This is a genomic window from Stenotrophomonas sp. SRS1 (assembly GCF_026130205.1).
Classification (GTDB): Bacteria; Pseudomonadota; Gammaproteobacteria; order Xanthomonadales; family Xanthomonadaceae; genus Stenotrophomonas; species Stenotrophomonas rhizophila_B.
This window is the reverse complement of sequence record NZ_JAINFD010000002.1, coordinates 209929-222763: the sequence shown is the minus strand read 5'-3', so window position 1 is coordinate 222763 and position 12835 is coordinate 209929. Positions and strand designations below refer to the sequence as shown.

At 67.2% G+C, this 12835-nt stretch carries 14 protein-coding genes; 9 read left to right on the top strand and 5 right to left on the bottom strand.

Features of this window, described 5'->3' with window-relative positions:
• The first annotated feature begins 91 nt into the window (after positions 1-91).
• Genes K4043_RS06755 through K4043_RS06745 form a run of 3 tightly spaced genes read left to right on the top strand, consistent with a single transcriptional unit; the run spans position 92 to position 2318 of the window.
• Positions 92-334, top strand: a complete 243-nt coding sequence (locus tag K4043_RS06755) for a PepSY domain-containing protein (protein ID WP_310443479.1) — start codon at positions 92-94, stop codon at positions 332-334.
• Positions 334-996 carry a response regulator transcription factor gene (locus K4043_RS06750; protein WP_265308688.1) on the top strand — a complete coding sequence of 221 codons (663 nt, stop codon included), beginning with the start codon at positions 334-336 and terminating at the stop codon, positions 994-996. The genes K4043_RS06755 and K4043_RS06750 overlap by 1 nt, the downstream gene beginning before the upstream one ends.
• Positions 993-2318, top strand: a complete 1326-nt coding sequence (locus K4043_RS06745; RefSeq protein ID WP_265308687.1) for a sensor histidine kinase — start codon at positions 993-995, stop codon at positions 2316-2318. The genes K4043_RS06750 and K4043_RS06745 overlap by 4 nt, the downstream gene beginning before the upstream one ends.
• 167 nt (positions 2319-2485) lie before the next feature.
• Here the strand turns inward: K4043_RS06745 and K4043_RS06740 are convergent, their stop codons facing one another.
• The gene (locus K4043_RS06740) at positions 2486-2809 is read right to left on the bottom strand and encodes a DUF6122 family protein (RefSeq protein ID WP_265308686.1); all 324 of its coding nucleotides are present in this window, start codon (positions 2807-2809) and stop codon (positions 2486-2488) included.
• Positions 2810-2903: 94 nt separating this feature from the next.
• Positions 2904-4793 carry an arginine decarboxylase gene (gene speA, locus K4043_RS06735; RefSeq protein WP_265308685.1) on the bottom strand — a complete coding sequence of 630 codons (1890 nt, stop codon included), beginning with the start codon at positions 4791-4793 and terminating at the stop codon, positions 2904-2906.
• Between the two features lie 192 nt (positions 4794-4985).
• Here speA and speE point away from each other — a divergent pair, with 192 nt between their 5' ends.
• Positions 4986-5840 carry a polyamine aminopropyltransferase gene (speE, locus tag K4043_RS06730; RefSeq protein ID WP_265308684.1) on the top strand — a complete coding sequence of 285 codons (855 nt, stop codon included), beginning with the start codon at positions 4986-4988 and terminating at the stop codon, positions 5838-5840.
• A gap of 251 nt (positions 5841-6091) precedes the next feature.
• On the opposite strand, the gene K4043_RS06725 is transcribed toward speE, so the two are convergent.
• On the bottom strand, positions 6092-6997 hold the full coding sequence (locus K4043_RS06725; RefSeq protein ID WP_184997178.1) for an aspartyl/asparaginyl beta-hydroxylase domain-containing protein: 906 nt from the start codon (positions 6995-6997) through the stop codon (positions 6092-6094).
• A 298-nt stretch (positions 6998-7295) separates the two neighbouring features.
• Between K4043_RS06725 and K4043_RS06720 the strand changes: the two genes are divergently transcribed.
• Together K4043_RS06720 and K4043_RS06715 are read left to right on the top strand one after the other, a co-directional pair.
• The gene (locus K4043_RS06720) at positions 7296-8171 is read left to right on the top strand and encodes an alpha/beta hydrolase (RefSeq protein ID WP_265308683.1); all 876 of its coding nucleotides are present in this window, start codon (positions 7296-7298) and stop codon (positions 8169-8171) included.
• Between the two features lie 199 nt (positions 8172-8370).
• On the top strand, positions 8371-9024 hold the full coding sequence (locus K4043_RS06715; RefSeq protein ID WP_265308682.1) for an RIO1 family regulatory kinase/ATPase: 654 nt from the start codon (positions 8371-8373) through the stop codon (positions 9022-9024).
• 29 nt (positions 9025-9053) lie between these two features.
• Here the strand turns inward: K4043_RS06715 and K4043_RS06710 are convergent, their stop codons facing one another.
• The gene (locus K4043_RS06710; protein WP_123729924.1) at positions 9054-9392 is read right to left on the bottom strand and encodes a P-II family nitrogen regulator; all 339 of its coding nucleotides are present in this window, start codon (positions 9390-9392) and stop codon (positions 9054-9056) included.
• Positions 9393-9518: 126 nt separating this feature from the next.
• Here K4043_RS06710 and K4043_RS06705 point away from each other — a divergent pair, with 126 nt between their 5' ends.
• Together K4043_RS06705 and K4043_RS06700 are read left to right on the top strand one after the other, a co-directional pair.
• Positions 9519-9779 (top strand): accessory factor UbiK family protein, encoded by a 261-nt coding sequence (locus K4043_RS06705; protein WP_265308681.1) that lies wholly within the window; start codon positions 9519-9521, stop codon positions 9777-9779.
• A gap of 67 nt (positions 9780-9846) precedes the next feature.
• Positions 9847-10251: a hypothetical protein gene (locus K4043_RS06700; protein WP_265308680.1), complete on the top strand. Its 405-nt coding sequence runs from the start codon at positions 9847-9849 to the stop codon at positions 10249-10251.
• Positions 10252-10257: 6 nt separating this feature from the next.
• Here the strand turns inward: K4043_RS06700 and yidA are convergent, their stop codons facing one another.
• Positions 10258-11097 carry a sugar-phosphatase gene (gene yidA / locus K4043_RS06695; protein ID WP_265308679.1) on the bottom strand — a complete coding sequence of 280 codons (840 nt, stop codon included), beginning with the start codon at positions 11095-11097 and terminating at the stop codon, positions 10258-10260.
• 159 nt (positions 11098-11256) lie between these two features.
• On the opposite strand from yidA, the gene K4043_RS06690 reads away from it, so the two are divergent.
• Positions 11257-12762 (top strand): YifB family Mg chelatase-like AAA ATPase, encoded by a 1506-nt coding sequence (locus tag K4043_RS06690; RefSeq protein ID WP_265308678.1) that lies wholly within the window; start codon positions 11257-11259, stop codon positions 12760-12762.
• Positions 12763-12835: the final 73 nt, after the last annotated feature.

Genomic DNA, 12835 nt, shown 5'->3' with positions numbered 1-12835 from the left:
TACCGGTGCCCTGCCCTCTGCCCTGCGTGCCCGCATGTCTGCCCTGTCCCTGATGCTGCCCCTGCTGCTGACCCTCGCCCCGCAGGACCCGATGCGGGTCCTCGACGGTGGCAGCCGTCAGCAGGACAGCGTTCGCCAGGCGGTGCGCCAGGGTCGCTTCGTGCCGCTGGAGCAGGTGGTCGCCGACGCGCTGCGTCGCTACCCCGGCAAGCTGATCGAGGTTGAGCTGGATGACGGGAAGTACGAGATCGAGATCCTCGGCCCGGACGGCGTGGTGATGGAGTTGGATTACGATGCCGCCACCGGCCGCCTGCTGAAGATGGAAAAAGACTGATGCGCGTGCTGCTCGCCGAAGATGACGCCCTGCTCGCCAGCCGGTTGCAGACGCTGCTGGAAGAGGCCGGCTACGTGGTCATCCACAGTGCGGAGGGGCGGGATGCCGAGTACCAGGGCCAGATCGAGGACATCGCCGCGGCCGTGGTCGATCTGGGCCTGCCGGGCCTGGATGGGCTGAGCGTGATCGAACGCTGGCGCCAGGCCGGGCGCGACTTCCCGGTGCTGGTGCTGACCGCCCGCGCCCGCTGGCACGACAAACTGGCCGGCTTCGATGCCGGCGCCGACGACTACCTGACCAAACCGTTCCAGCCAGAAGAGCTGCTGTTGCGCCTGCGCGCGCTGATCCGCCGCAGCGCCGGCCACGCGCATCCGCGCCTGCAGTGCGGCCCACTGGTGCTGGACGTCAACGCCGGCCGCTTCGAGCTGGACGGCGCGCCGCTGGCACTCAGCGCGCAGGAGCACCGCATCCTCACCTACTTCATGCATCACCCCGATACCGTGTTGAGCCGCTCGCGGCTGGGCGAGAACGTCTACGAAGACGGCTTCGATCCAGACTCCAACACGCTCGATGTACTGATCGGCCGCATCCGCCGCAAGCTCGGCAGCGAACTGATCCACACGCATCGCGGCCAGGGCTTCCGCCTGTCGGCAACGCCATGACCACCGGCTCGCTGCGCACCCGCCTGCTGGTGGCCGGTGGCCTGGGCCTGGTGCTGGTCTCCGCCTTGGCGACCTGGTGGCTGGGCGCGATGTTCGAGCGTTCGGCGCGGACCGCGATGGATGAGCGCCTGGGCAACGATCTGATCGCGGTACTCGCACTGGCCGAAAGCGATGCCAACGGCCAGCTGCAGTGGCGCGACACGCTGGCTGACGAGCGCTACCGCCGCGTGTTCTCCGGCGACTACTGGCAGGTGCTGGACCAACAAGGCCGCGCGCTCGGACAATCGCGCTCGCTGTGGGATGACGCGCTGGCCGCACCCACCGCGCTGCAGCCGGGACCGGCCAAGGCCTTCGATGCTCCCGGCCCGCTGCAGCAATCCCTGCGTGTGCTGGCCCAGCAGGTCCGCCTGCCCCGCGCCGCCGCGCCGGTGATCGTCATGGTCGCCACCGACCGCAGCCAGCTGGATGCCCAGGTCGCCAGTTTCCGGCAGCGCACTGCGCTCGCCCTGGCGGTACTGATCGCCGTGTGGTTCGGCGTGCTGGTTACCCAGGTGCATTACGGCCTGCGCCCCCTGGCCGAACTGGGCCGCATTGCCGGGCAGGTCCGCAACGGCGAGAACGTGCGCTTCCCGCAGCAGGGCCTGGTCAAGGAAGTCGCGCCGCTGGCCGTCCAGCTCAACGCGCTGCTCGACCATCATCAGCGCATGGTGGTACGCGCACGCCGCAGCGCCGAAGACCTCGCGCACGCGTTGAAGACGCCACTGACCGTGCTCACCACCGAAGCCGAGGGCGATGGCAGCGATTGGCGCCAGACCCTGCGCAGCGAGACCGCGCGCATGCAGGCCAGCATCGATCGTTACCTCGCTGCAGGCTTGGGCGCTGACAGCCAGCAGCGCACGCCGGTGGCGCCGGTGGTGAGCGCGCTGTGCGGGCTGATGCAGCGCGTGCATGCCGCGCGCGGGCTGCGTTTTACGTGCGACAGCGACACCACGGCGGTGTTCGCCGGCGCGCGCGAGGATCTGGAAGAGATGCTGGGCAACCTGCTCGACAATGCGGGCAAGTGGGCCAGTCACGCGGTGCGCGTGGAGGTGACCGCGCTCGGTGGTGAGCTGCGGATCACGGTGAGCGATGACGGTCCCGGGCTTCCCGTGGAGCAACTGGAGCGCGTCGTCGAACGTGGCGTGCGGCTGGATGAGCGCGCGGCCGGGAGTGGGTTGGGATTGTCGATCGTGGCGGACATCGCCGAGAGCTACGGTGGGACGCTGGTGCTGGCCAATGGCGCGTCGGGGTTGCAGGCGACGGTAACGTTGCCGGCAGGGTAAGAGCTGCCCTCGCTGACGGCATTGCTTGTGCCGTTGGTAGTGCCGGCCGCTGGCCGGCTCCCCGACCCTGCATGGTGCCGGCCAGCGGCCGGCACTACCGGTCACGTGGAGCGGATTTGATGCTGTACGTCATCCACGCATGGCGTGGATCTACCGGCCGGCGTGAGTTACCTGCCGGCGTGCATCCACCAGCAATCAATGGCATCCAGCACGATGTGGATGATCAGACCGATGCCGAACAGCCGCGTCTTCTTCGGTATACACAGCCCCGCATACACCGCGATCGCCGGTGCAGTGTGCAGCGGATGGAGACCGATGCTGCAGCGGTTCGGGGCATAGATCGGGTCGGCCAGCAGGTGGTCCAGATCGATGATCCAGCCCAGCAGCATCAGCACCCAAGCGGACATGAAACGCCTGCGCCAGAACATCCACGCCAGCACCGCCGGTACGGCCGCATGCAGGAACAGATGAAAGATCGCGCGGGCGCTCATGGGATTTCCAGGTGCCTTGGAAGGACGGCCAGGCAGTGCCCGACGCTACGGACGGCCGAGTGAGGCCCGAAGGCCATCACCCGTCGCCACCGGTTTACGCCAGGGGCTCGTCGGACAGGTAGGTGTAGCCGGTCAGACCGGCTTCCAGTGCCTCGGACAGTTCCTGCGCGCGCTCGGGCGAGAGCTTCGCCGCCGCCACGCGCTCGGCGTAGCTGGCGCGCAGATCGGCCAGGCTGTAGCCCACGTAGTCCAGCATCACATCGGTGGTGTCACCGCGGCGCTGCTGGGTGATCGCGTAGCCATCGGCGTCGGCCACCACTTCCACCGCGTCGGTATCACCGAACAGGTTGTGGATGTCGCCGAGGATTTCCTGGTACGCACCGACCATGAAGAACGCGATGCGGTAGCTCTCACCGGACTTCAGCGCGTGCAACGGCAGCGAGGTGTCCAGGCTCTCGTTCTCGACATAGGTTTTCACCATGCCGTCCGAATCGCAGGTCATGTCCGCGATGATGCCGCGGCGCTCGGGCTGCTCGTTCAGGCGCTCGATCGGCACGATCGGGAACACCTGGTCGATCGCCCAGGCATCCGGAATCGATTCGAACACGCTGAAGTTGACGAAGTACTTGTCGACCAAGCGCTCGTTCAACTCGTCCAGTGCCGGGCGATGGCTCTTCTCGTCATAGCTCAGGCGGGCACGCACGGCATGGGCGATGGCGTAGAACAGGTCGTCGATGCGGGCGCGCTGCGGCAGGTCGATCTGGCCCAGCGCATAGCTTGACAGGCCTTCGGCATGGAAGTGCTGCGCCTCCTGGAACAGCTCCACCGCCGGGCGCTCGTCGAGCTCGGCGTGGATCTCGCGCAGGTGGCGGATCGCCGCCGGCTCGTCGTCATGCTGGTCCGGCACGCGGCCTTCCTGCGCCTCTTCCACTTCCGAGACGTTGGCGATCAGCACCGCGTGGTGCGCGGTCATCGCGCGGCCACACTCGGTGACGATCCGCGGCGGGGTCAGGCCATGCTCTTCGCAGGCATTGGCCAGCGGCTGCACGATGTTGCTGGCGTAGGAGTTCAGGCCGTAATTGATCGAGCAGAAGCTGCGCGAGCGGGTGCCTTCGTAATCCACGCCCAAGCCGCCGCCGACGTCCACGTGGGTGATCTTCGCGCCCAGGCGCGAGAGCTCCACGAAGTAGCGGGTCGCTTCGCGCATGCCGTTGGCGATGTCGCGCACGTTGGAGATCTGCGAGCCCATGTGGAAATGCAGCAGGCTCAGGCAGTCGGCGTACTCGGTATCGCGCAGCGACTTCCACAGGTCCAGCAGCTGGCGCGGCGAAAGACCGAACTTGGCCTTGTCGCCGCCGCTGTTCTGCCACTTGCCCGCGCCCAGCGAGGCCAGGCGCATGCGCACGCCCAGGCCCGGCTTGACGTCCAGCGCCTTGGATTCCTCCAGCACCAGCTTCAGCTCGGAGGGCTTCTCGATCACGATGAAGGTCTGCAGGCCCAGCTTGCGACCGATCAGGGCCAGGCGGATGTATTCGCGGTCCTTGTAGCCGTTGCAGACGATCAGGCCACCTGGGCGCGACAGCGCCAGCACGGCCATCAGCTCGGGCTTGCTGCCCGCTTCCAGGCCGAAGCCCTCGCCGTGGTGACTGGCGAGCGTGCCGGCCACGCCACGGTGCTGGTTGACCTTGATCGGGTACACGGCGGTGTAGCCGCCCGGATAGTCCCAGTCGGCCTGCGCCTGCGCGAATGCGGCCTGCAGCTTGCCCAGGCGCTGGCCCAGGATGTCCGGGAAGCGCACCAGCAGCGGCAGCTTGGCGCCGGCCTCGCGGGCGGCGTCCACGATCTTGGGCAAGGACACCACCGGGCCGTCCTGGCCAGTCGGTCTCACCACCATGTGTCCTGCCTGATCCACGTCGAAGTAACCATCCGCCCAATGCGGAATCGAGTAGGTCTTGCGGGCTTGGTCGAGGGACCAATCGGTCATTTCAGTGGGCCTGGTTGGTAAAAAAGGGGGTGCATGATAACGCCTATGTGGCGACAGCTCCGTTATCATGCGCGCCCGCGCCCGTGCTCTGGCTTGAAACCTGAACGGGCCAACCCGTCCGGACGTGGCTTGCGCCACGCGGCACCGCCGCCAGCCCGGCTCCAACACCCTTCCGAACAGGACTGCTGCTCCATGACTGACAACAACAACTGGTACATCGAACACTTCGAGCGCACCGGCTCGGCCATCGGCTACCGCCTGACCGGCAAGCTGGATGAAGTGCAGTCGCCGTTCCAGAAGATCGAGATCTTCGCGACCACCGATTGGGGCAACCTGATGACCATCGACGGCGCCATCATGTTGACCAGCAAGGACAACTTCTTCTATCACGAGATGATCAGCCACCCGGTGCTGTTCACCCATGCCGCGCCCAAGCGCGTGGTGATCATCGGCGGCGGCGACTGCGGCACCCTGCGCGAAGTGCTCAAGCACGCCGGCGTGGAGAGCGTGACCCAGTGCGACATCGACGAGCAGGTCACCGTGATGGCCCGCAAGCACTTCCCGGAACTGTGCGATTCCAACGATGACCCGCGCGCCGAGCTGATGTTCGACGACGGCGTGGCCTACATGGCCAACTGCCCGGCCGGCAGCGTGGACGTGGTGATCGTGGACTCGACCGATCCGGTCGGTCCGGGCGAAGGCCTGTTCAACAAGGCGTTCTACGAGAGCTGCTTCAAGGCCCTGAAGGATGACGGCATCCTGGTGCAGCAGTCCGAATCGCCGCTGATGCAGCTGGACCTGATCAACGAAATGCGCGCCGAGATGGGCAAGGCCGGCTTCGGCTCGTTCAAGACCCTGCCGTTCCCGCAGCCGTGCTACCCGACCGGCTGGTGGAGCGTGACCCTGGCCCGCAAGGGCGAGAGCAGCTTCGATTTCCGCCAGGCCGATTCGGCCGCCAAGTCGTTCGAAACGCTGTACTACACCGCCGCGCTGCACACCGGTGTGCTGGTGACCCCGCCGTTCGTGGCTTCAGCCCTGAAGGGCTGAAGCGCCGTACCAACTCGCTGCGTTGATACCCCAGGGTTTGCCCTGCAAACCCTGGGGCCCCGGCTTACCAGCACCCACATCCCCCGCGCCTGTCGGCGCGCCCCCCTTGACTCAAGGGGGGCTCCTTGCTGGATGGAGCGGCGATGGAATGCCCAACAAAAAAACCCGCGCTGGCAACAGCGCGGGTTTTTTTGTTGTTCCGTCACCGGGTAGTGCCGGCCGCTGGCCGGCAACCTCGTGAAACCAAGGCCTCAGATCGCCCAGATCCCCGCAATCACCGCCACCACAAGGCCCCACTTGATCACCTGGTAGGCCACGACGCTGCGCTCGCGCAGGGCCTTGGCCTTCAGGCGCACCTTGTAGACGCTGCCGAAGGCCTTGTTGACGCCACCGGTCGGGTCACCCGGCAGGTTCGGCGAGGCGCCACCGGCCAGCAGCGTGGAGGCAACCGCACGGTTGAACAGACCCGGCAGACCGAAGCGGAGCGGGCGGGCGATATCGCAGAACAGGATCACGCGGTCGTCCGGCGTCTCGTTGTGCGCGTGGTGGATGTAGGTCTCATCGAACATCATCCACTCGCCGTCGCGCCAGCTCTTCCGGATGCCGTCCACGTCGATGTAGCAGGCGTCATCATTCGGCGTGGCCAGGCCCAGGTGCAGGCGCAGCGAGCCGGCGAAGGGATCGCGGTGCGGGCGCAGTTCGCTGCCCGAGGGCAACTGGGCGAACATCGCCGCGCGCACGTCCGGCAGCGATTCCAGCAGCGCGGTGGTCTTCGGGCACAGCGCCTTGGCCGACGGGTGCGAGGGGCCGTACCACTTCAGGTAGAAGCGCTTCCAGCCGCGGCGGAAGAACGAGTTGAAGCCGGCATCGTTGAAGGTGCTGGAGGCGGCGATCTTGTCGGCATCGCGCAGGGCCAGTGCCTCGTCGCGGATCATCTGCCAGTTCTGGCGCAACGGCTCCAGCTGCGGAAATTCCTTGCCCGGATCCAGAAACGGCGTGGTCGGCACCTTCGAGAACGCGTACATGATCACGTTGATCGGGGCCATGAAGCTGGAGTGGTCCAGCAACTGGCGCGACCAGCGTGCACGCACTTTGCCGCGGTAATGGATGTACAGCACGCAGGCAATGAACAGCCCTGCCAGCACGATCTTGATCATCAGTCTTCCTCCGGCATGGCCGGACCCGAAATAGTGGGGGCGATGCACGGCAGGCACCGGCATCGATACGGCGGCAATGGGCGGGGACGTGCCGGGGTGGGGCGGCCGCCAATGTCGCGAACAACAGCGTATGGTCGGCAGCGCCCGCGTCGCGGTCAAGCACGGGCTGGGCGGCATTCAGCGCGGCTTGGCTGAACGGACCGCCTAGACTGTCCCGATGCACGGTCCTGCCACCCCCGATCCCTACCCCGTCCTCAGCCAGGCCTACCAAGGGTTTTTTGAGCCGCTAGCCGGTGCTGTGGCGCCACGTGCGGAGCGCATTGAAGGTCGCCTCGGCGCGCTGCAGCTGGACCGCCATGGCCCGGCCGATGCCGCACTGAGTGTAGTGCTGGTGCATGGCGCTGGCGGCTACGGGCGGATGTTTGCGCCACTGGCCCAGCGCCTGGCAGTGGCGGGCCATGAAGTATTGGCCCCCGATCTGCCGGGCTACGGGCTCAGCCCCGCGCCCTGGTCACAGGTGGACTACGCGGCGTGGAAACGCAGCCTGCTGGCGCTGATCGAGGCTGAGCACGTACAGCGCGCGCGCCCCTTCGTCCTGCTGGGTGCCAGCATCGGCGGCTACCTGGCCTATCTGGTCGCCGCTGAATCGCCCTGGGTGCGTGGTCTGGTGGCCACCACCCTGGCCGACCCGCGCGATCCCGCCGTGCAGGCTGCGCTGGTGCGGCAGCCCTGGATGCGGCGGCTGCTGCCTGCCCTGCGCCCGGTGAGCCGGCTGACCCGGGGCCTGCGCGTGCCGGTGCGCTGGTTCACCCACATGGACCGGATGTCATGCGATCCCGCGCTGTCGGCGCTGGTCTGCCGCGACCCGCTGGGCGGTGGCAACCGGGTACCGCTGGGCCTGCTCGCGTCCTTGTTCGACACCCCGCCGGCCGTGGAGCCCGAGCAGTTCACCCGCTGCCCGGTGCTCATGGTCCATCCCGCGTGCGACGCATGGACGCCTGTTCAGATCAGCGACCGCTTCTTCGAGCGGCTGGCCGCGCCGCGCCAGCGGGTACTGCTGGAGGCGTGCGGTCACTTCCCGATCGAACCGCCTGGCCTGGACCAGCTGCGCGACGCACTCCTGCCGTTCCTTCACCGCATTGCTCAATCGCCCGCTACCCAAGCGACTGATTGAAAAAGAAATTATCCCAAACGATACAAGATTGTCCGCTTCAGCGCGACGAACTGTTCCACGCTGGGCGACGACATTTCTCCGACATCGTCTGGATTCGTGTACTGGCGAGTACTAAAATTAACGAAATCTTTAGTTCCCACAGTAAGCAGCACCGGTACGCCTGACGCATTGCGCCGACCGCCGGGTCGCACAGACCCCTATGAACACAATTGTTGCCCCGTGTGTCGATGACACCACCCCCGCCGAGCTGCTCAAGCGCGGTGAACGCCTCCTGGAGCCCGATGTCTACCGCACCTGCCTCAATGGCCAGCCTGCGGTGGTCAAGGATTACACCCGGTATCGCGGCACCCCGCTGTCGCCGATCGCCCGCCTGCTGGTCCGCCGCGAAGCGCGCATCCTGCAGCGCCTGAGCGGCTGGAAGCACGCCCCGGCCCTGCTCGGCACCATCGGCGGCCTCGCGCTGGGCATGGAGTTCATTCCCGGCCAGACCCTGAGCGCGGCCCAGTCGGTCGGCATCGAGGTCTTCGAGCAGCTGCAGTACGCCCTGACCCGCCTGCACGCCGCCGGCATCACCCACAACGATCTGCACGGCACCAACGTGATGGTCAGCGGCGGGGTGCCGGTGCTGGTGGACTTCACCTCGGCCTGGCGCAGCCCGCGCTGGCTGCCGGTACACCCGGTCTCACGCCAGCTGCGCCGCAGCGACATGAAGAACCTGCTGAAGATGCGCCAGCGCCTGACCGGCGAGCGCCCCAGCGCCTCCGAGGCGGCCCGGGTGGCCGACCCGCGCTGGGTGGCCGGGGTGCGCGTGGCCTGGAAGCGCTTCTACCGCTGGTTCAAGGGCCACGCCTGATCGCGGGTGCCCTCGGGAAGCCGCGCGCGTTACAGCGCGTCGGCGTCCAGCTCACCGGTGCGGATGCGCACCACGGTGCCCAGGTCGTACACGAAGACCTTGCCGTCACCGATCTTGCCGGTGCCGGCGGCTTTGACGATGGCCTCCACCACCTCTTCGACCTGATTGTCGACGACGGCCACTTCGATCTTCACCTTGGGCAGGAAATCGACCACATACTCCGCCCCGCGGTAGAGCTCGGTGTGGCCTTTCTGCCGCCCGAAGCCCTTGACCTCGGTGACCGTGATCCCGGTGACGCCGCGCTCGGCCAGCGCTTCGCGCACGTCGTCGAGCTTGAACGGCTTGACCACCGCCATGACCATCTTCATCCGTCTGCACTCCTGTGTTCCAGGCTGCGAGGATAACGCCTGTCCGCCGGTGAACGCGATGCGCGCGGTCAGTGCCGCCGGCAGCGTGGCGGCTTATCCTTGGCGTATACCCCGCGGAGCCGCAGCATGATCGACCTCAACCACCTCGATGACCTCGCCCGCCGCCTGAGCGACATGGTCCCACCGGGCCTGCGCCAGTCGCGCGAAGAACTGCAGGCCACCTTCAAGACCGCGCTGCAGGCCGGGCTGGGCAAGCTGGACCTGGTGACCCGCGAGGAGTTCGACGTGCAGCGTGCCGTGCTGCTGCGCACCCGCGAGAAGCTGGAGGCGCTGGAGAAAGTGGTGGCCGAGCTGGAAACGCGAGGGGCGGCTGCGCCCCGCGAGTGAGGCTACGCCAGGATCTGCGGAGGCGGCAGCGGCTGCCCTCCATCCACGATGCGATAAGGACGTCTGAATGAGTCAACATGATGCCCAGATGCTGGCCATCGCCGGTACCTGCCTCGTGGCAGTGATCGTCGCCATGTACCTGATGCGCTTCATCCGGATCGACGGCGCGCTTGGCCGCAGCGCCTACCGCGTCGTCTTCTCCGTGCTGGCTGGACTACTCGCACCGACGCTGGTCGTCGGTGGCCACGGCGCGCTGCCTGCCCCGTTCATCGCCTGCCTCCCATTGCTCGCGCACAACACCACGTCCATTGCCGCGCTGGAGCTGGCCGGGTACGGCCTGCTCGCCATCGGTACGGGGATCGGTGGTGGCGAAATGTGGGTCTTCACCCTGCCGACCCTGCTGGTGTTTGCACTGATGATGGCGTTGCCCTGGTCGCGCGCGAAGCGTCCCCGCAGCCGCGCGAGGGGATAACGCGCGTTACACGTCCTGCAGCACGAACCGCTCGATCGCCAGCGCCGCGCCATCTTCGGCGTTGGTCGCCGTCTCGAAGCGCGCCGTCTGCTTCACCGCCGGAATCGCGTTGCCCATGGCGACGCTGGTGCCGGCGAACTGCAGCATGGTCAGGTCGTTCTCCTGATCGCCCACCGCCATCACGTTGGCGCGGTCCACGCCGAGGTGCGCGGCCAGCTTCTCCAGGCTCGGGCCCTTGCCGGCGCGGTGATCGAATACTTCCAGGAAGAACGGCGCGCTCTTGAGCACCGCGAAGCGATCGGTCAGTTCGGATGGCAGGCGCTGGATGGCGGCATCCAGCACCTCCGGCTCATCGATCATCATCAGCTTGATGAACTGCATCGCCGGGTCCATGTCCGCCACCCGGCGATACGACAGTGGCACGTTCGACAGGTGCGAATCGGCCACGGTGTAGTGGCTGATGTCCTGGTTGGGCGTGTACATGCGCCGACCATCGAGCGCCTGGAAGTGGATACCGAGTTCGCGTGAGATCCGCTCGCAGAACACGAAGTCCTCGAAGCTCAGCGGAAACTCGATGACGCGCTGGCCGCTGCCGATGTTCTGCACCACCGCGCCATTGCAGGCGATGCAATAGTCCTGCTCGCTCGCGATCCCCAACTGCTGCAGGAACGGTGCCATCCCCGACACCGGGCGGCCACTGGCCAGCACCACCTGCACGCCCTGCGCGCGGGCGCGGGCGATGGCCTGCATCACCCGGGGCGTGAGCGTGTGGGACGGATCGAGCAGGGTCCCGTCCATATCGATGGCGACCAGTTCGATTGCGCCGGAGCGGTGGTGCATATCCATGGTGTTCGACGGCGTGGAGCGTGGGGGCATCCAGTCTAGCGGGAGTGCTGGATACGGTGGCGGCGATTGCCTACCCCACGGCGCGGCAAGTGCTGATGGATCGGGTGCTCCGTGTGCTGCCACTGTGCACGGCATGCCGCAGACCCCGGAAACAACTGCATGAGCCTTGCGCTGGTGCACAGCCGTGCCCGTGCCGGCGTCAAAGCGCCGGCCGTGAGGATCGAGGTATTCCTGTCCGGCGGGTTGCCGCACACCCAGATCGTGGGTCTGCCGGCCGCCGCCGTACGGGAATCGCGTGACCGCGTGCGTGCCGCGCTGATCTGCGCGCGGTTCGAGTTTCCGCAGCGGCGCATCACCATCAACCTGGCCCCGGCCGATCTGCCCAAGGAGGGTGGGCGGTTTGATCTGGCCATCGCGCTGGGCATCCTCGCCGCCAGTGGTCAGATCGATGCGCAGTGCCTGGACAGGTACGAGTTCCTCGGCGAACTGGCCCTGACCGGCGAGCTGCGCGGTGTCGACGGCGTCCTTCCAGCGGCGATCGCTGCCGCCCGGGACGGCCGCAGCCTCATCGTGGCCGCCGCCAACAGCGAAGAAGCCGCACTGGCCCAGCACGCTGACGTTCGCGTTGCCCGCACCCTGCTGGAGGTCTGCAGCGCCCTTGAGAGCGGCACACTGCCTCCGGCCGTGGCGGCTGACCCACTGCCGGTCAGCATCCCCGACCTGCGCGACGTGCGCGGCCAGCTGCAGGCCCGGCGGGCGCTGGAGGTCGCGGCGGCCGGTGGGCATCACCTGCTGCTGCTCGGCACGCCCGGCTGCGGCAAGACCCTCTTGGCCTCGCGCCTGTCCGGCATCCTGCCCGCTGCCAGCGAGCTGGAGGCGCTGGAAGCGGCCACCATCGCCTCGTGCAGCGGCCAGGGCATCGATGCGGGGCGCTGGAGAGAGCGGCCCTACCGAGCGCCACACCATACGGCCAGCGCCGTCGCGCTGATTGGCGGTGGGTCGCATCCGCGCCCTGGCGAGATTTCGCTGGCGCATAACGGCGTGCTGTTTCTGGACGAGCTGCCCGAGTGGAGCCGGCACGCGCTGGAGGTCATGCGCGAGCCGATTGAATCCGGTGTTGCCGTGGTCAGCCGCGCTGCACGTACCGAACGGTTTCCTGCCCGGTTTCAGCTTGTTGCGGCGATGAATCCGTGCCCGTGTGGCTGGGCAGGCGACCGGAGCGGGCGCTGTCTCTGCACCGAAGAGGTCATCCGTCGCTACCGCGGGCGTGTCTCCGGGCCGTTGATGGACCGAATCGATCTGCATGTCGAAGTGCCTCGGCTGGACCCGCGTGAGCTGCGCGATGACGCGCCGCTTGGCGAGGATAGCGCGAGTGTTCGTGCCCGTGTGGTGGCCGCGCGGGAAGTGCAGCTGCTGCGAAGTGGAAAGGCGAATGCACAGCTGCTGCCGTTCGAGCTGAGCGAGCATTGCCGGCTGTCAGGGGAGGATCAGCAACTGCTGGAGGATGCTGTGGAGCGGTTGCAGCTGTCAGCGCGCTCGATGCATCGCATCCTGCGGGTGGCGCGGACATTGGCGGATCTGGGCCATGCGCAGGACATCGCGACGGCGCATGTGGCAGAGGCGATCGGGTATCGGCAGTTGGATCGAGGGATGGGGGTGCAATAGCAGTGCATCGGCGACCACCACATCCCACGCCACGCAACGAATCTGCCAGCAACGTTGGCCCTCGTGGTCAAGC

Excerpts from the sequence above, each read along its gene's own strand:
- K4043_RS06755 (WP_310443479.1), top strand. The coding sequence starts at position 92 with ATGCGGGTCCTCGACGGTGGCAGCCGTCAGCAGGACAGCGTTCGCCAG.
- K4043_RS06750 (WP_265308688.1), top strand. The coding sequence starts at position 334 with ATGCGCGTGCTGCTCGCCGAAGATGACGCCCTGCTCGCCAGCCGGTTG.
- K4043_RS06745 (WP_265308687.1), top strand. The coding sequence starts at position 993 with ATGACCACCGGCTCGCTGCGCACCCGCCTGCTGGTGGCCGGTGGCCTG.
- K4043_RS06740 (WP_265308686.1), bottom strand. The coding sequence starts at position 2,809 with ATGAGCGCCCGCGCGATCTTTCATCTGTTCCTGCATGCGGCCGTACCG.
- speA (WP_265308685.1), bottom strand. The coding sequence starts at position 4,793 with ATGACCGATTGGTCCCTCGACCAAGCCCGCAAGACCTACTCGATTCCG.
- speE (WP_265308684.1), top strand. The coding sequence starts at position 4,986 with ATGACTGACAACAACAACTGGTACATCGAACACTTCGAGCGCACCGGC.
- K4043_RS06725 (WP_184997178.1), bottom strand. The coding sequence starts at position 6,997 with ATGATCAAGATCGTGCTGGCAGGGCTGTTCATTGCCTGCGTGCTGTAC.
- K4043_RS06715 (WP_265308682.1), top strand. The coding sequence starts at position 8,371 with ATGAACACAATTGTTGCCCCGTGTGTCGATGACACCACCCCCGCCGAG.
- K4043_RS06710 (WP_123729924.1), bottom strand. The coding sequence starts at position 9,392 with ATGAAGATGGTCATGGCGGTGGTCAAGCCGTTCAAGCTCGACGACGTG.
- K4043_RS06705 (WP_265308681.1), top strand. The coding sequence starts at position 9,519 with ATGATCGACCTCAACCACCTCGATGACCTCGCCCGCCGCCTGAGCGAC.
- K4043_RS06700 (WP_265308680.1), top strand. The coding sequence starts at position 9,847 with ATGAGTCAACATGATGCCCAGATGCTGGCCATCGCCGGTACCTGCCTC.
- yidA (WP_265308679.1), bottom strand. The coding sequence starts at position 11,097 with ATGGATATGCACCACCGCTCCGGCGCAATCGAACTGGTCGCCATCGAT.
- K4043_RS06690 (WP_265308678.1), top strand. The coding sequence starts at position 11,257 with ATGAGCCTTGCGCTGGTGCACAGCCGTGCCCGTGCCGGCGTCAAAGCG.